The sequence below is a fragment of the Chryseobacterium ureilyticum genome, assembly GCF_900156735.1.
GTDB classification, from domain to species: Bacteria; Bacteroidota; Bacteroidia; order Flavobacteriales; family Weeksellaceae; genus Chryseobacterium; species Chryseobacterium ureilyticum.
This window is the reverse complement of the sequence record NZ_FTOL01000002.1, coordinates 553781-577464: the sequence shown is the minus strand read 5'-3', so window position 1 is coordinate 577464 and position 23684 is coordinate 553781. Positions and strand designations below refer to the sequence as shown.

At 33.4% G+C, this 23684-nt stretch carries 21 protein-coding genes, 7 tRNA genes, 1 other RNA gene and 1 pseudogene; 20 read left to right on the top strand and 10 right to left on the bottom strand.

Translation table 11 applies throughout. From position 1 onward, the window contains the following. Positions 1-66: 66 nt before the first annotated feature. From BW983_RS08875 to BW983_RS24495, 8 genes are all read right to left on the bottom strand, one after another. Complete coding sequence (locus BW983_RS08875) at positions 67-879, bottom strand: hypothetical protein (RefSeq protein WP_076551612.1); 813 nt, start codon at positions 877-879, stop codon at positions 67-69. After that, positions 863-1441 (bottom strand): hypothetical protein, encoded by a 579-nt coding sequence (locus BW983_RS08870; RefSeq protein WP_076551611.1) that lies wholly within the window; start codon positions 1439-1441, stop codon positions 863-865. The genes BW983_RS08875 and BW983_RS08870 overlap by 17 nt, the downstream gene beginning before the upstream one ends. A 22-nt stretch (positions 1442-1463) precedes the next feature. Further along, positions 1464-1868 carry a hypothetical protein gene (locus BW983_RS08865; RefSeq protein ID WP_076551610.1) on the bottom strand — a complete coding sequence of 135 codons (405 nt, stop codon included), beginning with the start codon at positions 1866-1868 and terminating at the stop codon, positions 1464-1466. Between the two features lie 370 nt (positions 1869-2238). Continuing rightward, complete coding sequence (locus BW983_RS08860; RefSeq protein ID WP_076551609.1) at positions 2239-3507, bottom strand: BT4734/BF3469 family protein; 1269 nt, start codon at positions 3505-3507, stop codon at positions 2239-2241. 137 nt (positions 3508-3644) lie between these two features. Then, positions 3645-4556 carry a hypothetical protein gene (locus tag BW983_RS08855; RefSeq protein ID WP_076551608.1) on the bottom strand — a complete coding sequence of 304 codons (912 nt, stop codon included), beginning with the start codon at positions 4554-4556 and terminating at the stop codon, positions 3645-3647. An 8-nt stretch (positions 4557-4564) separates the two neighbouring features. Then, positions 4565-5158 (bottom strand): recombinase family protein, encoded by a 594-nt coding sequence (locus BW983_RS08850; protein ID WP_076551778.1) that lies wholly within the window; start codon positions 5156-5158, stop codon positions 4565-4567. A gap of 46 nt (positions 5159-5204) precedes the next feature. Beyond that, on the bottom strand, positions 5205-5561 hold the full coding sequence (locus tag BW983_RS08845; protein WP_262484589.1) for an antirestriction protein ArdA: 357 nt from the start codon (positions 5559-5561) through the stop codon (positions 5205-5207). After that, on the bottom strand, positions 5518-5748 hold the full coding sequence (locus tag BW983_RS24495) for an antirestriction protein ArdA (RefSeq protein WP_262484588.1): 231 nt from the start codon (positions 5746-5748) through the stop codon (positions 5518-5520). Before BW983_RS24495 ends, BW983_RS08845 begins: the two co-directional genes overlap by 44 nt. A gap of 392 nt (positions 5749-6140) precedes the next feature. On the opposite strand from BW983_RS24495, the gene BW983_RS08840 reads away from it, so the two are divergent. The 4 genes and pseudogenes from BW983_RS08840 (at position 6141) to BW983_RS08825 (ending at position 9777) form a co-directional block, all read left to right on the top strand. Next, entirely contained in the window at positions 6141-7454 is a 1314-nt protein-coding gene (locus BW983_RS08840; RefSeq protein ID WP_076551607.1) for a PIN domain-containing protein, read from the top strand. Between the two features lie 141 nt (positions 7455-7595). Next, a pseudogene (locus BW983_RS08835) lies at positions 7596-7916 on the top strand (DNA polymerase III subunit alpha); the annotation flags it as partial. A gap of 171 nt (positions 7917-8087) precedes the next feature. Continuing rightward, entirely contained in the window at positions 8088-8471 is a 384-nt protein-coding gene (locus tag BW983_RS08830) for a hypothetical protein (RefSeq protein WP_076551605.1), read from the top strand. Then, positions 8461-9777 (top strand): hypothetical protein, encoded by a 1317-nt coding sequence (locus tag BW983_RS08825; RefSeq protein ID WP_076551604.1) that lies wholly within the window; start codon positions 8461-8463, stop codon positions 9775-9777. Before BW983_RS08830 ends, BW983_RS08825 begins: the two co-directional genes overlap by 11 nt. Positions 9778-9870: 93 nt before the next feature. Here the strand turns inward: BW983_RS08825 and BW983_RS08820 are convergent, their stop codons facing one another. Together BW983_RS08820 and ssrA are read right to left on the bottom strand one after the other, a co-directional pair. Then, positions 9871-10770, bottom strand: coding sequence for a hypothetical protein (locus BW983_RS08820; RefSeq protein WP_076551603.1), 900 nt, complete (start codon positions 10768-10770; stop codon positions 9871-9873). A 196-nt stretch (positions 10771-10966) separates the two neighbouring features. After that, positions 10967-11368, bottom strand: a transfer-messenger RNA (tmRNA) gene (gene ssrA, locus BW983_RS08815). A 269-nt stretch (positions 11369-11637) separates the two neighbouring features. Between ssrA and rpsU the strand changes: the two genes are divergently transcribed. The 16 genes from rpsU to tuf all read left to right on the top strand — a co-directional run bounded on the left by rpsU (position 11638) and on the right by tuf (position 23667). Further along, the gene (gene rpsU / locus BW983_RS08810) at positions 11638-11835 is read left to right on the top strand and encodes a 30S ribosomal protein S21 (RefSeq protein WP_045501128.1); all 198 of its coding nucleotides are present in this window, start codon (positions 11638-11640) and stop codon (positions 11833-11835) included. A gap of 80 nt (positions 11836-11915) precedes the next feature. Beyond that, complete coding sequence (locus BW983_RS08805; RefSeq protein WP_076551602.1) at positions 11916-12803, top strand: tyrosine-type recombinase/integrase; 888 nt, start codon at positions 11916-11918, stop codon at positions 12801-12803. Further along, a complete protein-coding gene (locus BW983_RS08800) occupies positions 12800-13090 on the top strand; it encodes an HPF/RaiA family ribosome-associated protein (protein ID WP_076551601.1) in 291 nt (96 codons plus the stop codon). The genes BW983_RS08805 and BW983_RS08800 overlap by 4 nt, the downstream gene beginning before the upstream one ends. 111 nt (positions 13091-13201) lie before the next feature. Next, a tRNA-Thr gene (locus BW983_RS08795) sits at positions 13202-13275 on the top strand. 20 nt (positions 13276-13295) lie between these two features. Next, positions 13296-13376 (top strand) — tRNA-Tyr (locus BW983_RS08790). Positions 13377-13464: 88 nt separating this feature from the next. Then, positions 13465-13537 (top strand) — tRNA-Gly (locus BW983_RS08785). A gap of 90 nt (positions 13538-13627) precedes the next feature. After that, positions 13628-13701, top strand: a tRNA-Thr gene (locus tag BW983_RS08780). Between the two features lie 20 nt (positions 13702-13721). After that, positions 13722-13802 (top strand) — tRNA-Tyr (locus BW983_RS08775). Positions 13803-13891: 89 nt separating this feature from the next. After that, positions 13892-13964 (top strand) — tRNA-Gly (locus tag BW983_RS08770). Between the two features lie 41 nt (positions 13965-14005). Then, positions 14006-14077 (top strand) — tRNA-Thr (locus tag BW983_RS08765). Positions 14078-14429: 352 nt separating this feature from the next. Continuing rightward, complete coding sequence (locus BW983_RS08760) at positions 14430-15110, top strand: response regulator transcription factor (protein WP_076551600.1); 681 nt, start codon at positions 14430-14432, stop codon at positions 15108-15110. 5 nt (positions 15111-15115) lie between these two features. Beyond that, entirely contained in the window at positions 15116-16480 is a 1365-nt protein-coding gene (locus BW983_RS08755; RefSeq protein WP_076551599.1) for an ATP-binding protein, read from the top strand. Positions 16481-16703: 223 nt separating this feature from the next. Beyond that, positions 16704-17945, top strand: coding sequence for a TolC family protein (locus BW983_RS08750; protein ID WP_084184392.1), 1242 nt, complete (start codon positions 16704-16706; stop codon positions 17943-17945). Positions 17946-17948: 3 nt separating this feature from the next. Then, the gene (locus BW983_RS08745; RefSeq protein WP_076551598.1) at positions 17949-19034 is read left to right on the top strand and encodes an efflux RND transporter periplasmic adaptor subunit; all 1086 of its coding nucleotides are present in this window, start codon (positions 17949-17951) and stop codon (positions 19032-19034) included. A 61-nt stretch (positions 19035-19095) separates the two neighbouring features. Then, entirely contained in the window at positions 19096-22194 is a 3099-nt protein-coding gene (locus BW983_RS08740; RefSeq protein ID WP_076551597.1) for an efflux RND transporter permease subunit, read from the top strand. A gap of 267 nt (positions 22195-22461) precedes the next feature. Next, positions 22462-23667 (top strand): elongation factor Tu, encoded by a 1206-nt coding sequence (gene tuf, locus BW983_RS08730; protein WP_045501120.1) that lies wholly within the window; start codon positions 22462-22464, stop codon positions 23665-23667. Positions 23668-23684 lie beyond the last annotated feature (17 nt).

The following is a 23684-nucleotide window of genomic DNA, read 5'->3' as shown; positions in this document are numbered from 1 at the left end:
CTCCATAGATTTAGAGGGAAGTATTGTTTCTAATCTACCTTAAGAGTTCTATGGCTGTCTTTCGATCTATAAAAGATTTTGTTCTGTAATAGTTACTTTATAGTTTGGAATGCTCTGAATCTGTTTAAACCATTTGTCATATCTTCGATTCAATGGAGTCATTTTTACTAAATCTTTGATTTCACTATTAGCCAGCTCATTAAATTGTTTTTCTAGAGTATTAGCTAGTGATTCCCCTATAAACTCTTTAAAGTGAGGATTAATAAAGTAAGTAATACTAAACCTGCCTAATTCATTACAGTTTAATGCTAACTTGCAAAATGGGGTTATGAATTCCTGAACTCTGGAATGGTTAAACCAATTTTTATTTTCAGTATGGATACACTCAATTCTGATTCTCAAATCACTAACCTTTAAATAGCCTTGAATTTCAATTAAAAACCTTCTTGTTTTATCATAATACTCTTTTGTGTTTTGATTCAATTTTTGAACCTCTAAAGATGTAAATTTAACAAGTTTAGAATTGTGGTAGCTGTCTTCAAAAAAGTGAGCAAACATTACTGGATTCAAATCGGGCATTCTCTCCTTCATTTCCAGAAACTCATAGATTACAAGTTTCTCAATGTATTCACCAGTTGTAAAACCACATTTTCTTAGTATGTTTTTAGTTTCCAGAGTTTCAACAAATGTGGGGTAAACTTTACTACTGGTAGTATTCCCTTTTTTATTAACTCCATACCATTTTAGATAATTCATTACTACTTTTTGAAATGATGTAGAGTAGAGATGGTCTACAGGTGGAAACATATCACATTCCTGTTCTGGCATTGGAAGTAGCCAGTCATGGATTTTATCATACAACTTATTTAAAGTTATCATGGTCGGTGTTTGGCTTTTTCTGGCTGTTAGTTACGATAGCCCCGATAATTCCAGCTCCAACGATAAGGATAACTACAATCAACATTGTATTATCACTGCCAGCATTACTCGTTTTTTGGTAGCCAGTATTTTTTTTAATGTAGTTTCCGTCGGGTTGCTGGATATAATGTTCATCAACATTAACTCTTTCACCTTGAAAAGAGGGGGATTTGTCTTCCGGTGAACTGAATGGGTCAACCTCGTTATTTTGAGGGTTGGTTTGGATATTTCCAGACTGATTATAACTTCTATTTTCAGGTGTTGAGGTGTTTTGATAAACATCTTCAAATTTTGGAGTTTCCAAATTCTCAACTTTTTCTAAAGACTTTTCTAGCTTTTGTCCGATTTTACTCTGTTTATTAGCTTTCAAGGCTTCATTAGCCATTTTAACACTCTCACTCTCTGTGTTATTCATACCTATTACGGGGTCTATTGCTGAAGAGGATTCGTTATAATAGTCTCGTTGTGTTTGTGCACTTGCAAGAACTGTAAACAAAACTAAGGGAAGTAATATTTTTTTCATATTAATTAAATTTTAAAGTTGTTTATTCTTTATCCAAAAAGAAAGGAGTACTACCAACCCATTGAATCTTTGTATCACTGATTTTCTTGAATTTGTATTGCCCGGAGGAAGCACCTGCTGTTATTGTAAACTCATAGTAATAGTCTGAGGTCTGTTCTACTACTTTAGCAGGTTGCCCCATAGCTGCTGTCTGAGTTAAAACTGCCTTGTAACTGGTGTAAGGTGTTACCAGAATAAAATCATCATTGGTGAATTTGAAATAACTTGTTGACGTATTAGAGATTTTCCAGCTTCCTTGGATGAAAAGAGGGGGATGGAAGTACTGAGTTGTTACAGGATTGTTTTGCTGTGGTGTTGAATCATCATCGTTACCAGAGCAGTTAACAAAAGAAATAGCTACTAAAGCTATAAGAAATAAATGTTTCATATAAATCGAATTTTATTGTTCATAATCTGAGATATAAACAACAAAAAAAGTGAGGCACTTATCCGTGTTAGTAATACAAGCTCGGCAAAGCTTTGACACATAACAGGAAAGCCCTCACCATTATATGGCAAGGAGCTAAACTGTTTGCATTTTGTGTCAAATTTGAATTTTGCCGATTCGTATTACAATTGCAAAAGTTTTCTCTTTTTTTCGTTGAAGTAGGACAAAGGTATTAAATCAAACTGAATGTTTCAATTCTATTTCTTGTAAAATAGCTTTTGTGTTGTTTCAGTATGATAGAACCTTTTTCATGGGTATTTCTAATACTGGAATCTAACAACAGTACAATTCCTGTACAACTTGAGCATTCCTAAGCAGCAGTAGCCAATAACTTTTGAATTTGTTTTTTAGCATTGAAAAATGGCTGCATGTGGTCAATATCACCTCCGTATTGTTCCATTAGTATTTCAGGAAGGTATTTAGCAATGGTTGTGGGGGAAGCCTTTGTCTCTTCCTGTATATCTTTAATCTTAAATTTTCTACCTTCACTAAGCAGACCAGCAAAAGAATCACTTATTGACTGTTTTTTTAACTCTCCTCTATATTTATTTACATAGATTCTGGCAAGGCTTTGTTTTAGAGTTGCTGTAAGCTCCATTAAAGGGTCAAAAAAAAACCTTTTTTTCTGGTTGGGAATAAGCTTCCATATTTCTCTTTTGTCTAAAATACTCTTGCAAATAGACATTATATTACTATCTGACATTGAAGGTCTGCAACAAGTTTGGTTTACTTTCCTTATAAACTCAATAAATCCACCATCAGATAATTCAGGATTTAAAGCAATAATCATTATTCCTATATTAGATAATATAGTATTTCTTCTACCATTATTGATGTTTTTAGGAATTATTGCTCTGGAATAAAGCAGCTTATTATCTTTTAAATCACAAACCCCTCTTTCATCATAGTTTATTGAAATCTGGGATTTCCTTTCTTCCAGATTATCATACCTGATTGAAACATTTTCACCATTCCGGTTATAACTATAAAATTCTCTAAAGTTACTACTGGATTGGTGATTTTCTGTATTAATATCTGCAATGTCATCAGTAGACAGAAAACTACATTTTATAGTCTGTGCATACTCATTATAGCATATATCTGGGTCATATGAAAGAATATTAACCCTACTAATGCTATTTACTTTCGGGTCAAATGGAATAGACAAAAGCTCTGCTATATGCTTAAAAGCCTCTTTAAAATTACTTGAATTAACTCCCGAAACCTTAACAATACACCCGTAACCCGTATTACTTACACTCCTCCAATGAGCTGTGAAGTATTCTGGATTGAATTTAAAGTCTAAATTATCATCAATATCGAAATAAATGTAGCCTGTAGACTGGATTATGTCTTCTGTTCTACGTTTACCGTTGGTGGTAAAATTCCAGAGAACACATGGTAGCTGAAGCTCTTTTATTTTATCAAATTCATTAGTTCCTTTCTCTAAAGTTCTTAGTTTTTTAATTTTTTCTACTTCAGGTCTTGAACCATCTTTGATATAGTTAATCACTTCCTGAAGGTCTGAAAATTGGGTCGTTGAATAGGTTGTTTTTACATTTTTATAAGTTCTGAACATAATCTTGTATTTTATTGATTTTCAAATACAAGAATACACTGGATTTTGGGGGATTATTGAGGGAATATCTTTGTTTGGTTGAATTTATTTGTCTGATTTACAGTGGTTTTATAGTGGTTTTGGGGGATTGTGTTCTTTTATCCTAAGTTTATAACTACATTTTTGATTTCTGAGCTCTTTGAAACTTCACGACTTGTAACTTGGTTATTTAAATCACTGATTCCTCCGGATATCTTTTTGGGTTTTAGATGTATTTTAGTTTTCTCGTTTGTATCAACTAAAAACCTATCTGAAATTTGCTGGTAGAAATCCATATGTTTACTTGAAAACTTTTCTTTTAAATACCTTACTAAATAGTAAAACTCGTTCAAGTTGTTTAGTTTTAGGATTATTTTATCTTCACCTCTGTAATTAATATTTAATATCTCAAAAAATGAATCATTAGAAATAGAGGTGCTCAATAATTCATATGCTTTAAGCTCAGTATGTAGCTTTGTAATAAAGTGTAGGTCTAAACCAAATATAGTTCTAAGGTTATCAACTTTAATAGTGGGATTGATGTACTTATCATATTCATCATTAAGCATACGTATAATTCCTGTGTGTGCATCATTTATGTTAGTAATAGTAATTCTCTGAATCTTATTTAAAGGAATATTGAAATCATCTTTACCATCTAACTTTTCTGTAAATCGAGAAATACAGTTCTTTAGAGATAAGATTGTGTTTTCATAGTACTTCTTTTGGCTCAGTTCTGTATTATAGGCTCTAAAGTTATTGGCAACAGTTGTAATGAAATCCTGCTGATAGTATTCTATTTCTGAAACTAATAAGGTTTCATACTTTTGAATTATGAAATTAATATCAGGCTGAGATAGAAACTGTTTATAATTTATATCCGAACAATCATAATCCTCAGAATCTACCTCAAAAGGTTCATCCTCTATTAATATGTAATATTTTTTATTAAGTTCGATTTCATTATCCTGAAAGTTTATTTTAGAGATAATAAAATTATTTACCTTTTCAGGTGTGTCTATAAAAATCATAGTATGAATTATTGATTTATAATTTTCTTAACTTTTTGAACAGTTCCTAAACTAACTTTGCACAGTTTTGCTATATCTCTCAAAGATTGTCCTTTTTTTAGATATTTAACGACTTCTTTATATTTATCTAAAACCTGTTCATCTGTTTCCTTCGAGCCTTTAGTTCTTCCTTTGTACACGCCTCGTGCTATAGCTAGTTTTATGCCCTCTTGTTGCCTTTCTAGGAGTGAATTCCTTTCCATTTCAGCTATATTAGCCATTACTGATATAATTAGTTTAAAAGCTGAATTAGGCTTATTATTAACTAGGCTTTTCAACCCTAAATTATCGACTTCTAAAATTATTTTCTTTTCATTTAGAAACTCTAAAGTAGCTAAAATATCAAATAGGTTTCTTCCTAGTCTGTCAATAGCATGCACCGAAATATAATCTATTAAACCAGCTTCTATGTCTTCAAGCATCTTTTTCCCCTCCGGTCGTTGACTGAATGGTGTAGCTCCACTAATAATGTCAATGTAAAGCTTCTCATTGGGGTGGCTTTTATGTAATTGCCTCGCTGTATTCTGGTTTCCAGTAGAAACCCTGATATATCTTGCTTTCATTTGATTATCGTATAAAGCACCCTGATAACAGGGTGCAAGGTTATAGTTAATTTCTGAAATAATGTCCGTTTGAGCATGAATAGTCAAACATGAAATTATATGCTGTTTTTTGCCAGTCTATGAAGATGTAAGAAGGAAGATTTTCTGGAATGCTACCATCTTGTTCTAACATTTCCTGTGTAAAGTCTTCATCTGAAGTAAATTCACCATAATAAGAATCCAAAACCCTATCTAAAAGCTCCTCTGTATCTTTAAAATAGTTACCAATACAATCTACGTAGGCTTCAATGATTTCAAATTCTAAGCCCGAATCGTTGATTTTCTCAGCAATCTCATAGATGTCACTTGAAATGTGACTTTCACTTATTAACCCCCTGATTGATAAAGAATTTTGGGAATTCATAATCCTGAAACATGAATTCCGGTTCTTCCTCATCGCCGTGAAGCTCTTTCATAGCTTGGTAAAGTTCTTCATAATCTGAATAATCTGAAAGATTGAGCCATTTTCCAAACAAGCTTCCGTTGTTGTACTTTGCATAAGTGCCACAGTAAATGGCACAATTGTCGAGACAATTTTGTAAATTTGCCATAGTCGATAATTTTAAGTAAGAGTTAAAATTTATTGATATGCCTAGTGATACGCCAATATTACTAGGCTTTTTTATTTAAAGTAAATATACAAAATCTTTTTTATTGTACCAAATTTAAAGTAGGTATTTTTGATACATTTTAAACCTTTTATATCATCGGTTTTAATGAACCTTTAATGTGTCACATTTAGACTTTAGTCTAAAATTAAAACAACTTTGAGAGATAGTGTTTTATATAGCTTTTTTTTGTCTTTTTTTGTCGGGGGGATAACCTAAATCGAAATTTATAGGGGGCGATGTAATCTGTATAGGTGGGCAGGTTATCTACATTTTGTGTTTTCTTATTTTATAGGTATCTTTAGCTCTATTATTAACTATAATTACTAATTACCATGGCTAACAAGGACATCTTTATAAACAATAAACTTTTTCCAAAAGCAAGCGATATTTTTTCATTGTCAGGTTCACCCGTTTCTTTGGTTAAATCCAAATGCTTATTCGTCCTTGATACAAATGCTTTAGTCTTACCATATACTACTAGCTCTGAAAGTGTTGATGAAATAAAGAAGGTATATACTCAAATAATTAAAGAAAAGAGATTGTTTGTTCCTGGTCAAGTTGCACGAGAGTTTGCAAAAACGAGACCTGAAAAACTAAAAGAACTATTCTCAAAATTAACTAGAAAGCGTAGTAAGACACAAAATCTATACGATGGTAAATTCCCTTTGCTTAATGGGCTACCGGAGTATGATGAACTAATAAACCAAGAAAAGGAAATTGATAAACAGATAAAAGAGTATAAACAAAAAATAGGAGCAATAATAGAACATGTAAGAAACTGGTCTTGGGATGACCCAGTTAGCCAAGTTTACAAATCCTTATTTAAAGAAAATGTTGTGGTTGATATAGAGATTAATGAAGCCGAAATAGAGGCTCAGCTAAAATTTAGATATGACCATAAAATACCTCCAGGATTTGAAGACGAGAACAAAGGAGATAAGGGTATAGGTGATTTGTTAATTTGGTATACCATCTTACATTTAGCAGAGGAATATAATAAAGATGTTGTATTCGTTTCAGGTGATGAGAAAAAAGATTGGTTTTATCAAAGCGAAGGTCAAGCTTTATATCCTAGATTTGAACTAATTACAGAATTTAGAACTAAAGCTCCCAATAAGTCTTTTAACATAATTAAACTTTCTGAACTCCTAGGTCTTTTTGGAGCAAATGATGATGTAGTAAAAGAACTTGAAATTGAAGAACAAGAACAGAATCTTCATGAAATTGTTTTAAATGATATAGTTAATAATCATCAAACTCATAGTGATATTGAGCAGAAAGTTAAAATGTGGTTATTAGAGAACAATGCGGGTTCCTATGTAATGTCCAATGAAAGTGGATTTCCAGATATTATATTAAGTGATGATGATGGTAAAGAGAGTGGCGTTGAAATTTTATACGTCACTAGGCTTGATTCATACTTGAGAAAAAGATTGACAAGGATGTTGAGTAGTTCAGTTCAACATGCTAGACTTCTTGCTTATAAAAAATTATTGATAGTGGTGGTTACTGGACCAGTAGTAATGATGGAGGGTATAAATGAGATTATTACAGAAATGAAAAGTAGATATGATTCTAAAGATTTGGAGATAGAAATATTATTTGGTTACATAAATAAAGTAGACATGTTTACAAGATTGATTTAACTATATTTAGTTTTAATATTAATAATATCAGCTCTTAAAGTTTCAAGCATTTTTTTATTTCATCAATATCATTGCTGGGAGTTTCTAGCTCTTTTGTGTTGATGCTTCCTGCAAACTCCCAAATCTCTCGAATGTCTTTCCATTCAATCTCATAGAGGAACTATGTTTTTCGGTACTTGGATTGATGCTGAAGGGGAATACTTTGATACTGCTCATTTTGCTGATTGTAGTGAAAAATATCCATTTCAAGGAGGTGGCTGTTATTTATTGCTAGGAACTGTTGGGGTTGATTTTCATTTCCCTACAGTAACCATTAAAAAAATGGCAAAAATGCCCTTTATTCCAGACCCAAGAATGGCTCAAATAGTTTAAACTAACATTAAGGAAGATATTAGTTTAACATATAGAAAGCCATATCCACAAGAGCAAGAAATTGGATTGCCAAGGCATAAGATGATTTGATTATGGTTTCCCGTATTTCCATAAGAAGGATAGTTTGTAAATTGAAGGGCTAATAAAGTAATAGATTTATACTGTAATTTGACTTGTCATAGGTTATTAAAAACTATGTAGTTCAAGATTATGAATAGTGTATATTTGTTGCTGGCTAATTTAAACATATTAGATTTGTAAATGGATTTGCTACACCAAGAACATATAAATAAAATAGAAAATTGTCCGATTGATGGTCAGAAGGGTGAACTTACTCTATTTAGATGGGTTCATAAGGATAATCTTATAGAATCCTTTGTGCCTAATGGAGTTAGACCAAAGCATGCTAACAACTGCTTAGCGTGGGGGTTATCAACATTTAATAGCAAAGATTCAGCAATTCAAGAGCTTAATAATTTATCTAAGAATATTAGAAAAAAATATAATGCAATTGCTTTATGTAAAGTGAAAGATGAAGATGGTGTCAAACATCAGTCAGGCAATAAAAAACATCATTACACTTTTTATCCCAAAAGTAGTTTTGATTTAATTACAAACTTCCAAATTATAGAAGATGAAAACTAATTCATACTTTGATTTATCAGCATTTGAGAAAGTAGAAGATATAATCTATTTAGATGAACCAATACTTTCTCATTTAAAGCTAAATGAAAAAGACTATTTTCTGTATCTTGTTGATAGCATCGAAGATTATGATGTCTTTCTATTCTTTGAAATAGATACAGATACCATCTTAAAATATTTAACCAAATCAATTTCGTTGCGTGAAATTATAAAAGGTAATAATATCCTCTTGATACTTGAGCAAGACTATGAAGGGACGGTTATAAATACACAATCTATTTTATGTGAAAGTTTATCTGAGGATTACTTACCAGAAACTAATTCTTTCCTTGAGTATGAGCCATTAGAAAATTCATTTTATTATGAAATGATTAACGACTATAACAGAAAGCTTTATTTACATGATTTAAGAAAAAATGCTTTTTATTTAAAGTTTTCTACGAATGATAGAAAGTATGGGGATACAATAGGATTAAGAGAGCTAACAAACACTTTGTTAACCAACTTATCAACATCCTTTAAACACTTTGTGACAATTGATTTTGAGAAGAAATTTAATAGTATAATACCAGAAGACAACAAAAGAAATAAAGTATTAAAATCTGTTTTTGCTGATACTGATTTAAGGATGGTAGATTTAAATTTTGGTAGTTTTGAAATTGGCTTATCAACGGATAAGTTAATGAAATCCAATATTGAATTTAAAGAGGTTAAGGAATGGGCTGATAATGTTGGTGATAATTATAAAAAAATTGTTTTGGATAATGATATTACCAATACGGAGCTAGCAACAATTTTGAATAACTATACAGATGAAGAAAGAAATCAAATCTTTGAGCCAGTGTTAAGAATTGTAGAGAATAACAATTATAATTTAAAAGTTAAGGGTTCTGTAGGTGAGAAATATAGTAACTTGGGCTTAAACAATAAAGAGGTTTCATCTAAAATTGTTACTAAAATCAAAAAGGTAGATAATATTCAACAGAAACATTTGGAATTAATTACAGTTACAACAATTATCGATAAAAACAGTAATAAAAAGACAATTAATCTTGACAATACATTGTTTAGTTCAATAGAATCTACGGAATATCTCTTGGGTTATAGTGACTTTAAAAAATATGGATATAACAATGTACCAAATGGTATTAAAATCACTATATTAATAGAAAATAATGATACTTATATAGTTTTGAGGGCAAATTACAATGAAAATGCTTTTGAGGTTCGTGTTGACAATGATAAAATTGAAGAAGGTATTAAGAAAATGGTAGACAAGATTTACGAGTATACTATAAATTTATAGCTTTATATTGTACCTAAGCTAAGTCATTAGAGCCACGGATTGTAGCTCTATCTAACAACTACTGCACAATATTTTAAATCTAGCAAAAAGCTGTTAAAAGTCTTGTTTATTGATGATAGCCTCATAGTTCGCTTTCCTTAATATTTCAAAGTATTCTCTATGTGATTCTATAGTAATTTTGAAATGTTCATCTTGTCCAAGTATATCATAAGCGAAGTTATCTCCCTGATAAGTATTGTGGAGATTTGTAGTTATATATTCAATATACTTTGGATGCTCTTCAACTAATTTTTTAAACTTTTCTTGAGCTTTTTCAGACCCTGCTTTGACTTCTTCAAAAGTTGACTCTGTATAATGAACATAATAGAGGCATTCATCGAAGTCATTTTCTTTCTTAAAATTGAATTCTCCGTCATGACCAACCCATTTATGGAGTTTAATAGAAAACAAATCAGAGCCAAGACTAATTGGAAAATTTAATCCATTGGTATCGTCATACAGTAAGATACTTTCGCTCTTATAGTATAAATTTAATATAAAAAGAGCGGACATAATATCAAAAAGATATTTTATACTACCAAAATTAAGGGAGTTTGCTCTGTCGTGTTTTAGATTTTGATAAGAGTTATTCCAACTATATGTTAATCTTCCATGGATAGTGCTTGCTTCATCTTGTATAAAGGGTTTTAATTCTTTATTGGTTTGAAAGCAATTAGTAGAACTAATTAAAACTATTTTGGATTCTAACTTCCACAAATCGTTTAAATGTACAAGAGCGTCTGTATCATATTTAATTCTTTCTGTTTTTATGCCACCGTTTTGCTTGTATAGCTCTTTGGAAATGGATTCTATCTCTGCTGATGCTCTTAGTATTAGGTCGGAAATTTGTGATGAATAAACAGCTAATTGAGTATCGTCAATGTGGATGCTGTAGCTAAGGTCTAACACTCCTCTTTCAAGATTCTTATAGACCGGCCAATAAATATTTGACATGGTTTTTGTCTAAAGTTACCTTTTTAGAATTAAATAGCAATTAAAATATTTATATTTGTTTTGTTAAACAGTTTTAACTATTATAAATGAATTGTATCCATTCTTTATGGGTAGTAGCAAAGTTGTATTAAAGTCTGGGAACATTTTCGGGCACAAAAATAAAAAAGAGAAAGTGTATAATACAAATTCTCTTTTATAGTGGAGTTGGAGGGATTCGAACCCTCGTCCAAACAAGCAATACATAAGCTTTCTACATGCTTATTCTACCATTAATTTTCGACTGAAGGCAGAGGATAGACACCCAACTTCCAGCTTATCTTCTAAAGTTTTCGAGTTTCAGCCGAAGCATTTGAAACCTTATTTCCGCATTCCTATATCCCAGAATCAAACGCCGCAGAACAGAGCATTTGTGGAATATCTTGCTTCCCTACTGAAATCTTCGGGAAAACGCTTGATCTACTATACTTCGATATTAAGCTGCAAGAGCGAACTCTTCGTTGCCAGTTAAAATTTTGTAGCAAGGGATTATAGAGATCGCGCTACGGTTCTCTGCATGCTTACTTACCCATTGGTCTTGCTGTCGAAACCAGTCAACCCCATGAATAAAGTGAATGCAAAGATAAAGCTTTTTGTTTATATATCATTACTCTCATTTACTTTAATGAGAAAGTTGAATAGAAATGAATAGAGAAAAGACTATAAATAGGATTATTTCTTCATTGTGGATAAAATTATTATTCTGTGCTAATGTCCTTCAATACTATATTTTTATATAGTTTTTATGGTTGCTTGAAATTCTTTGTCGTAATATATTTTGTGTTCTAAGAAAAAATGCCTAGTTTTGCAATCCAAAATGAGATGTAAAATATGTTAATAATTCCAGTAAAAGATGGTGAATCCATCGATAGAGCTTTAAAAAAATACAAGAGAAAATTTGATAAAACAGGTACAGTTCGTCAATTAAGATCTAGACAAGCGTTTATCAAGCCTTCTGTAACTTTGAGACAATCTAAGTTGAAAGCTGCTTACAAACAAAGAGCACTTAGCAAGGAAGAGCAGGCTTAAGATTTTTCTTAACCACATATTAATTCACTTCTTAAATTCTTATATTTGAGAAGTGAATTTTTTGTTTTTATACTATAACGATGCTGGATAAATTTTTAGAATATTTGCAGTTCGAAAAGAGGTACTCTCCTCATACTATTACAAGCTATAAAAAAGACCTTGACGACTTTTTCCATTTCTATATGCGAACTGAATCTTCAGAAGATATAACCAAGGCAACCAAGAAAATAATCAGAAACTTTATTGTTGAATTAAGCGAGAATAATATTTCCAAAAGAAGTATTAATAGGAAACTTTCATCTCTTAGAAGTTTTTATCTATTTCTTTTAAAAATTGGTGAGATCAAAGTTTCTCCTACTGAAGGGATTTCTTCCTTAAAGTTTTATGCTGAAAAACAGATTCCTATGTCTAAAGAAGAAATGACGGATCTTAGTGAGCACGTGTTTGATCATATCGATGATATATTGGAAAAATCTATAATAGAGGTACTTTATCAAACAGGAATGCGTAAGGCAGAACTTTGTGGTCTGGTATTTGAACATGTAGATTTAAATGAAAATGAATTAAGGATCATAGGAAAAGGGAATAAACAAAGGGTAGTTCCTATTTCCAATGATTTGTCTGAACTACTTAAAAGTTACTTGGAAATAAGAAATCCACAGACAGAATTTAAATCATATTTCTTTGTCAATAAGAAAGGGAAAAAACTCAACGAAAAATTTGTTTATGTGGTAGTTAATAAGTATCTTAGTCTTGTTACAACGAAAGAAAAAAAAAGTCCTCATATCCTTCGGCATAGCTTTGCTACTCACGTATTGGATAATGGGGCGGAGATCTCCAAAGTAAAAAAAATATTAGGGCATTCCAGTCTTGCCAGTACTCAAGTCTATACGAATGCTAATATTGAACAATTGAAAAAAGTGTTTAATCAAGCTCATCCTCGAGCGTCAAAAAAAGAAGAATTATGAAGATCACAGTTCAATCAATTGGTTTAACTCCACACGAACCACTAGAATCACACATCGAGAAAAAAGTAAGCAAGCTAGATACATTCTATGATAAAATTCAAGAGTGTAAAGTATTTCTAAAAGTAGAAAATAACGCTGATAAAGCTAATAAGACAGCTGAGATTATTTTGGCGGTTCCGGGTGACGATATCGTAGTAAAGAAGACTTCTGTAAGTTTTGAAGAAAGTTTGGACCTTTGTGTTGATACAGCTAAAAAGCTATTAATCAAGAAAAAAGAAATGGCATAGAAAAAAAAGTAAAAAAAAGTTTATAAAATATTTGAGAATTCAAAAAAACCGTTCTATATTTGCACTCGCAAAAAGGGAACAGCGTTCTTTTGAATTCTTTGTTATTTAAATGCTTCCATAGCTCAGTTGGCCAGAGCACGTGATTTGTAATCTCGGGGTCGTGGGTTCGAATCCCTCTGGAAGCTCAATTTAATATAAAATATCTGGGGAGATTCCAGAGTGGCTAAATGGGACTGACTGTAACTCAGTTGCTTCGGCTTCGTAGGTTCGAATCCTGCTCTCCCCACTATATTTTTTTTAAAAAAAAGTTTGCAGGATTAAAAAATAATTCTTAGTTTTGCACAGCGTTTACCAATAGTTTTGGAAACAAAATTGCGGAAGTAGCTCAGTTGGTAGAGCGTCAGCCTTCCAAGCTGAATGTCGCGGGTTCGACCCCCGTCTTCCGCTCAATAAAATCACTTTAATCGGTGATGTTTTTTTAACACTGAAATGTGTAGAGTAGAGTTTCTCAATCGCTTTCAGTCTAATTGTTAAATTGCCTCCATAGCTCAGTTGGCCAGAGCACGTGATTTGTAATCTCGGGGTCGTGGGTTCGAATCCCTCTGGAGGCTCAATTTAATATAAAATATCTGGGGAGATTCCAGAGTGGCTAAATGGGACTGACTGTAACTCAGTTGCTTCGGCTTCGTAGGTTCGAATCCTGCTCTCCCCACTATATTTTATATTAGAAAAAAGTTTGCAGAATTAGAAATTAATTCTTAGTTTTGCAAAGCGTTTACCAATAGTTTTGGAAACAAAATTGCGGAAGTAGCTCAGTTGGTAGAGCGTCAGCCTTCCAAGCTGAATGTCGCGGGTTCGACCCCCGTCTTCCGCTCAATAAAAATCACGCTATTCAGTGTGATTTTTTTAATTGATGCCGACTTAGCTCAGCGGTAGAGTGCTTCCTTGGTAAGGAAGAGGTCACGGGTTCAAGTCCCGTAGTTGGCTCTCGAATCTCCCGAATTTCTTCGGGATTTTTTTTTCCTAAAAGTTCGAAATACTATTCATTGATGAAGATACTAGTTTTCAAAAAATGAAGCTTCCTAAATTAATACTATACTAAACAAGCACACAATAAATATTCTGATTTTAGAATTATAAAGAGCTCGTAAAGAAAAATAGTTATACAACTGTTTAAAAAAATAATAAAAGAGTCTTGCCTTTAAACCGCTAGAATATAAAAACTAAATCCTGAATTTTCCTAATGGAGGAATCTTTACTTTCCTATTCTTCTTAACTTTTGTCATTGATCCATAATCATCATGAAAATTTTCGCTAAATTCGTGTAAAATAATTTTTGATGAATATTCTTTTATTAGAAGACGATCTCATTCTTTCTGCAGAGCTTTGCCGATTTTTAGAATCAAACAATTTTACCTGTGATAAAATCTATGACGGAGAAACTTTTCTTCGCCAGATTAAGAACAATACTTATGATCTCTATTTACTGGACATTAATGTTCCTAAAATAAATGGATTGGATGTTTGCCAAACCATTCGTTCTTTTGATAAGAATACCCCTATCATTATTATTTCAGCTTATGGAGACATCTCAGATAAAAAAGACGCCTTTACAAGGCTTGCTGATGATTACCTGGTAAAACCATTTCAATTTGAAGAATTGCTTCTAAGAATTAATTCTTTATTAAGAAGAAAAATGCCTTCAGATAATTCCGATCAGGACATTATCCGAATTGATGACCTGATCATTAACAAAACAGAGCAGAAAGTATATCGTGGGGGAAATGAAATTACTCTTACTTTAAAGGAGTTTCAATTATTAGTTTATCTGGCGGAAGCGCAAGGAAGAACTGTTTCTAAGCAACAGATTACAGAACATGTCTGGGAGCATAATTTTAACACCAATACCAATACGGTAGAAGTATATATCAACTTTCTAAGGAAAAAAATCGACAAAGATTTTAAAATAAAATTAATCCATACACGTTCTGGTTTCGGATATTACCTAAGCCCATTATAGATAAAATGTCTTTAAAAAGAAAGATAGCCTTAACAATCAGTATCGCCTTTTCATTGCTTTTTGGAATGGTGATGGCTGTTATTTATTTATCTTTTAATGATTTCAGAAGAGATGAGTTTAAAGAAAGATTCAGGCAACGGCTTGAATTCACGACTCACTTTATATCAAAGTCCAGAGATTTTGAAGAAGAAGCTCCCATTTTTTTCAATGAAAATTCAGATAATATTCTTTTGAACGAAAAGATTTTAATTTTCAATGATCAGAAAGAGCTTATCTATAGTACGATTAAAGACCGGAATGTTACCTGGGATAATGCCATGTTGAAGGAGCTGGATAAAAAGAAAATTATCTATACGGAAAAAACAGTTCCTGAAATCTATGCAGCTCTTAGAAATATTAATGGAGAAAATTATTACATCCTTACAAGTGCTTTTGATACCAATGGTAAATCAAAACTTGATTATCTTAAATACCTTTTGATTGCGTCTTATGCAATGAGTACACTTCTTATTGGTTTTTTCAGCTATTATTTTGTAGAAAAGTTTCTACGTCCGCTGGAAGATCTTAACAAGGAGATTTCAGAAGTTACTGCTCATAAACTTACAACGCAAATTCCGGTTCAAAATTCCAGTGATGAGATTAGTGTTCTTGCAAGATCATTTAATACGATGATCTCAAGGCTTGATGATGTATTTCAGTCTCAAAAGGATTTTACAGCCAGTGCCTCACACGAGATCCGAACTCCGATTACGAGAATGGCTTTTCAGTTGGAAAATCTTATTAAATTTGAAGAACACTCTCCAGAAACCTTGTCTTCTCTACAGCAGATTCAGAGAGATGTTTATCAATTATCCGATCTTACCAATTCATTATTACTTCTTACAAAGTTTGATAAGGAGAATATTCAGAGTATTTATGAAGAGGTGAGAATTGATGAAGTAATTTTTGAAGCATTTGAAGCGGTAGAAAAAAGCTACCCGGACCTTAAACTTGATTTTCTGATTACCGAAGATACTTCTGAAAATGCTTTTCTGACGATTCCTGGAATTCAATCATTATTAGTGATTGTTTTTATCAACCTGTTTAAAAATGCAGCTGTTTACTCAGACAATAGTCAGGTTCGTGTTTTAATCACAGAAACAAGTGATCGCCTTTCAGTAGAAGTGATTTCCAACGGTGATACTATTTCGGAGGAAGAACAGCCAAAACTATTTGAAGCTTTTACAAGAGGAAATAATGCTCAGAATATTTCAGGTTCCGGTTTAGGGCTTAGAATTGTAAAACGAATTCTGGAATATCACGATGCAGAAATCATATATTCTTCTCCTACAGAATTAATGAACAAATTCACTGTTATTTTCAAAAAATAAATTTCAAAACGTCTACTCTGGAAGAAATAATAAAGTCATTTCGTTAAACCAGTGATTAAATTTTAGAAGTAAAATTCAATACTTAGAGAAAAATAGACATTTTCAGGCTGTGTCAGATATTCTGTAAATAGTTTATTTAAGGGCATTTTTAATATTTTTTTAAGCATCCTTTAAGTTTCTTTTAATTACATCGAATCAATTTTGTAAATAAAAGAAAAAAATAATGAACAGAATTGCAGTGCTGTGCCTGGCCGTTTCCTCATTCATGGCAGCGCAACAGCAAATGTCTCTTTTGGATTGCGAAGAAGCTTTTCAGAAGAACAACCTCCAGCTGCTCGCCGAACAATACAATATTAATATGGCGGATGCAGATATTATGCAGTCTAAAATCTGGGAACTTCCTCAGCTGAGTGGGCAATTCAATGCTTATAATCCTCAGGATAAGAAATTTTTTGATGTAGGACATTCAAAAGGTGCAGGAATTACCCAATTGATCTATATGGGTGGTAAAAAGAAAAATGAGATAGCCTTTGCAAAATCGAACAAAGAATTGGCACAACTTCAGTTTTCACAACTTTTGGTTGATCTGAGAGCGCAGCTTCGTACCACATACTTCAATCTTTATTACGAAAAACTAAAACTGGAAAACACAGATAAGCAACTGGGGTATATGAATGACCTTTTAAGTGCTTATCGGGTACAGTCTGCAAAAGGAAATGTATCTCTTAAAGATGCTGTAAGGCTTCAAAGTCTGGTGATTCAGTTGAATCATGATAAACTTGAGATTAATAAAAATATTCTGGAATTTGAACAGAACTTAAAGGTCTTGACAGGTATATCAGAAGATATTGAGCCTGTAATCTCAGAATCCCAAGCCAAAGAAGCACTTGCTGCACAGCCTTTCGGAGATGAAGAAGAACTTAAAGCTAAGGCATTGGAAAATAATGCAGATTATCGATATAATTTAAAACTTGTTGACAACAGCAAATTATATGCTCAATGGCAGAAATCTCTTAATGTACCGGATTTAAATGTAGGAGCTGCATGGGATCAAGCTGGGGGAACTTTTAATAACGAAGCCAATTTAACATTGGGAATTCCTTTACCGCTGTGGAGAGCAAACCAAGGAAATGTAGAGAAAGCCAATTTTGCAATTCAGCAAAACCAGAAAAAAGTAGAGTTTCAAAAATTGACTCTTGAAACAAAAGTTCAGTCTGCTTATAAAACCTGGAAAGCACAATACGAACAGCTTCTTGACATAAAAACAACAGATCTTCAGAATATGGATCTGGTGTATAACGGAATGATGACCAATTTCAGAAAAGGCAATGTAAACCTTATCGAATTTACAGACTTCATGGACAGCTACCGGGAAACTGCGCTTCAGATCTATGATATGAAAAATGAGATCATGCAATCGGCTGAACAACTTAATCAACTAGTACAAACGAAAATCTTCTATTAAACAATGAAAAATTATATTATCCCTGTCTTGATGGCATTATCATTAATTGCCTGTTCAAAAAAAGAGGAAGAAAAAAATAATCAGGCTAAAAAAGGGTTTGAATTGAGTAATACTATGCTGAGTTCCATTTCTACAGCAAAGGTTGAAAGAAAGAATATAGAAGATGAATACAGCTTTTACGGAAAAATTTCAGCAGATAAAAATAGTTATATTGATGTTTATCCATTGGTAGGAGGAAATGTAATGAGCGTGAATGTTGAACTTGGTGATTATGTCAAAAAAGGACAAGTGTTGGCGACGATAAGAAGTACAGAGCTGGCAGAAATCCAAAAAGATGTAAGTGATGCAAAAACAGATATGGTTGTCGCTAAGAATAATCTTCGTGTTGCTAAAGAACTTTATGAAGGAAAGCTAAATACCGAAAGAGATGTTCTGGAAGCTAAAAGTCAACTACAGAAAGCAGAAGATCAATTACAGCGTGCTACAGCAGTAAGTACGGTTTATAATGTAAATAAAGGAAATATCTATAGCGTTGTAGCACCAATCAGCGGATATATTGTTCAGAAAAGCATCAATAAAGATATGCAGCTGAGAAGTGATAGAAGTGAAAATATTTTTGATGTGGCAAATACTACGAATGTATGGGCAATTATGAACGTTAATGAATCGGATATAGATAAGATCAGCCTTGGAATGAGAGCGCAGGTTTCCACACTTTCGTATCCTGATAAAGTTTTCGATGGTAAAATTGATAAAATTTTTAAAATTATAGATCCACAAACCAATGCAATGCAGGCTAGAGTAGTACTTGATAATGCTAATGGCTTACTGATACCTGATAGTAAAGCAACCATAAAGGTTTCCAGCTTAGAAAGTAATACAATGCTTACTGTTCCTTCTAAAGCTGTCATTTTTGATGATAATAAAAGTTTTGTTGTAATTTTTAAGTCAAGGACAGATGTGAAAGTAAGAGAAATCAAAGTTCAGAAGCAGGTTGGCGATGTTACTTATATTGCCGATGGACTTAAAGAAGGAGAAGAAGTGATCACGAATAATCAATTGTTGATATACCGTTCCCTGAACAGCTAAAAATTGTATGATTTAAAATAAATTCTTTTAACGACTTTTTTAGGTCATCAATTTATCTATCATGAATAAATTCATTAAAAATATAATCGCTTTTTCATTAAAGAATAAAGCATTTACCTTTATCTGGGTAGCTATTTTAGCCATTGCAGGTTTTATAAGTTTCAAGAACATGCCAATTGAAGCTTTTCCAGATGTAACCAATACCCAGATTGTAATCATTACCCAATGGAACGGGCGTAGTGCAGAAGAAGTAGAACGTTTTGTCACTACACCCATCGAATTGGCAATGAGCCCGGTTCAGAAGAAAACCAGTGTGAGAAGTACCACAATGTTTGGACTTTCCATTGTGAAAATTCTGTTTGACGATGGGGTGGATGATACTTTTGCCAGAAATCAGGTCAATAACCAATTAAGAACCATTAACCTTCCTGATGAGGTAGATCCTGAAGTACAGCCACCCTACGGGCCAACCGGGGAAATTTTCAGATATACGCTGGAAAGTAAAACAAAAGACTCCCGTAAACTGCTTACCCTGCAAAACTGGGTGATAGATCGTGCTTTAAGAGGGGTTCCGGGAGTTGCTGATATTAACGTTTTTGGCGGGCAGGATAAAGTATTTGAGCTAAGTATTGATCCTAGAGCATTAGATAAATATAATCTTACACCGCTTCAGGTCTATGATGCCGTTACGAAGAGTAATTTGAATGTAGGGGGAGACGTTATTGAAAAGAACGGACAGGCGTATGTTGTAAGAGGTATAGGTTTGGTAAAATCTATTACAGATATTGGAAATATTACCATTCAGAATGACAGCGGAAACCCTGTTTTAGTTAAAAATGTAGCAGAAGTTCATGAAAGCTCAATGCCTAGAGTAGGGCAGGCAGCCCTGAATAATCATGATGATACCGTAGAAGGAATTGTCGTGATGAGAAAAGGAGAAAACCCAAGAGAAGTTCTAGTAGGAGTAAAAGCAAAAATCAAAGAACTGAATGAGAAAGTCCTTCCGAAAGATGTGAAAATGGTGACTTTCTACGACAGAGATAACCTGATGGATTTTACCACTCATACTGTAATGCATAACCTTATTGAAGGAATTGTATTGGTAACGGTAATCGTTTTGATCTTTATGGCAGACTGGAGAACAACCTTGATTGTTTCTATCATCATTCCTCTATCCTTATTATTTGCTTTTCTATGTCTAAAACTTGCAGGAATGAGTGCCAATCTCCTTTCTCTGGGAGCAGTAGACTTCGGGATCATCATTGATGGAGCCGTCGTCATGGTCGAAGGACTCTTTGTAATGCTCGACCATAAAGCCCATAAATATGGAATGGAGAAATTCAATAAACTGGCAAAAGGCGGCTGGATCAAGCAAACAGGAACTGGATTAGGGAAAGCTATTTTCTTTTCAAAGTTAATCATCATCACCTCTTTGATTCCCATCTTCTCATTCCAGAAAGTAGAAGGTAAAATGTTTTCACCATTAGCATTTACTTTAGGATTTGCATTGATAGGAGCTTTGATATTTACATTAACTCTTGTTCCAGTGCTTTCTCATCTCCTTTTAAATAAAAATGTAAAAGAAAAGAACAATCCGTTTGTGAATTTTTGGGATAGAATCGTACTAAAAGGTTTCAATATTACATTCAAGCATAAAAAAATGAGTATGATTGTAGCTACTTCATTTTTAGCTGTTACATTATTTTCAGGGAAGTTTCTTGGAACAGAGTTTTTACCACAGCTTAACGAAGGTTCCCTTTGGATCACTGCTGAAATGCCGATGAGCTCATCATTAAAAGAATCATTGAAGACAGCCAACCTTCTCAAGAAAGATATTATGAGTTTCTCTGAAGTAACTGATGTTCTGGCACAGACTGGTAGAAGTAATGACGGAACAGACCCGAATGGATTCGGTTTTGTACAGTTTGCGGTAAACCTTAAGCCAAGAGAAGAATGGAAACGAAAAATAACCTACGATGAATTAATCAATGAAATAGATCATAAACTAAGAAATTATCAGGGAATTACTTTCAATTATTCCCAGCCTATTTCAGATAACGTAGCAGAAGCAGTAGCAGGATTTAAAGCCGAAAATGGAATTAAAATATACGGTGATAACTTGGAGACTCTTGATAAACTGGCTCACGAAGTATTGGCAAAAATTAAAGATGTAGACGGAGTAAAAGATCCGGGTATCATTAAAAATATAGGTCAGCCTGAGGTGAGTGTAGTGTTAGACAGAGATAAAATGGCTGCTTATGGAGTAATGCCTGCCGATGCACAAGCTGTCCTGGAAATGGCATTCGGAGGAAAAACCGCTTCAGAAATGTTTGATGGTGAAAGAAAATTTCCAATCCGCCTTCGTTATTCTGAAGAATACAGAAGAAATGAGAATGATATTGCTTCATTAATGGTTCCTACTCAAGATGGAGCAAAAATTCCTTTAAAAGAGATCAGTAATATCGTTAAGGATAATGGAGCTGCATTTATTTACCGAGATGATATTAAAAGATATATCGGTATAAAATTCTCTATTCGAGACAGAGATTTGGGAAGTACCATTGCCGACGCCCAGAAAAAAGTAGAGACAATTGACTTTCCGGACGGTTATTCAGTAGGATGGACAGGGCAGTTTGAAAACCAACAGCGTGCTTCACACAGGTTGACTCAGGTTGTTCCAGTTAGTATTCTGATGATCTTTTTCTTATTATTTATCCTTTTTGGGAATATGAAAGACTCACTTCTTGTATTAGCAAATGTTCCTTTTGCATTGATAGGAGGAATTATTGCCCTTCATGTTACAGGAATGAACTTCGGAATTTCCGCGGGAGTAGGGATGATCGCTCTTTTAGGGATCTGTATACAGAATGGAGTAATTCTTATTACAGAATTTCATCAGAACGTAAAAGATGGGATGGATATAGATACAGCCATACTCAACGGAGTGAAGTCAAGAACCAGACCGGTGATTATGACCGCTCTGATGGCATCTATCGGATTGATGCCGGCAGCTTTATCCACAGGAATCGGATCTGAATCTCAAAAGCCTTTAGCCATTGTAATTATTGGTGGTCTTATAACTGCTACAGTACTTACTCTGCTTATTTTTCCAATCATATTTTGGATCTTTAACAGGACTAAAAGGCTAAGTCAAGCCTGATTTATCTTTCATTTTATATATTAATTAAGCCTGAAATATTCTGTATTTCAGGCTTTTCTGTAAAACAGGCTGTAAAAGGTTTCATAAAGATTTTTTCAATCCGGAAAAATGTGTAAATTTGCAGTCTCAATGCATCGAAATATAAGGTTTGTCCTTCATTGGATGAGAATATTGAAAGTTTTTTGAATAAAAAGTTTTTGGTATTTAAAAATTCATTATATTTGCACACCGAAAATTTGAAAAACAATAAATAAATAATTTTAAATCATGGCAAAGGAAACGTTTAATCGTAACAAACCACACTTGAACATTGGTACTATTGGTCACGTTGACCATGGTAAAACTACTCTTACAGCTGCTATTTCTGCTGTATTAGCTAGCAAAGGTCTTGCTGAGAAAAAAGACTTCTCTTCAATTGACTCTGCTCCAGAAGAAAAAGAAAGAGGGATCACTATCAATACTGCTCACATCGAGTACGAAACTGTAAAAAGACACTATGCTCACGTTGACTGTCCAGGTCACGCCGACTATGTTAAGAACATGGTAACTGGTGCTGCTCAGATGGATGGAGCTATCGTAGTATGTGCTGCAACTGATGGTCCAATGCCTCAAACTAGAGAACATATCCTACTTTGCCGTCAGGTAAACGTACCTAAGATCGTTGTTTTCATGAACAAAGTTGACATGGTGGATGATCCAGAATTGTTAGAGCTTGTTGAAATGGAACTTAGAGATCTATTAGCTACTTATGACTTTGATGGAGATAACTCTCCAGTAATCCAAGGTTCAGCTCTTGGAGCACTTACTGCAGCTACTAACGGTGACTCAGAAGATAAGTGGTTCAAAACTGTTGAAGCTCTTATGGATGCAGTTGATGAGTGGATCGACGAGCCAGTAAGAGATACTGATAAGCCATTCTTGATGCCAATCGAAGACGTATTCTCTATTACAGGTAGAGGTACTGTAGCAACTGGTAGAATCGAGGCTGGTGTTATCAACACTGGAGATCCAGTTGATATCGTTGGTATGGGTGAAGAAAAATTAACTTCTACTATTACAGGAGTTGAGATGTTCAGAAAAATCCTAGACAGAGGTGAAGCTGGTGATAACGTAGGTCTATTGTTGAGAGGTATTGAAAAAACTGACATCAAGAGAGGTATGGTAATCGCTAAGAAAGACTCTGTGAAACCTCACAAGAAATTCAAAGCATCTGTTTATATCCTTTCTAAAGAAGAAGGTGGACGTCACACTCCATTCCACAACAAGTACCGTCCTCAGTTCTACGTAAGAACTACTGACGTTACAGGTGAGATCTTCTTACCAGAAGGTGTAGAAATGGTAATGCCTGGTGATAACTTAGAGATCACTGTAGAATTGTTACAACCAATCGCTCTTAACGAGGGTCTTAGATTCGCGATCAGAGAAGGTGGTAGAACAGTTGGTTCAGGTCAGGTTACTGAAATCTTAGACTAATCATCTTAAAATAAATT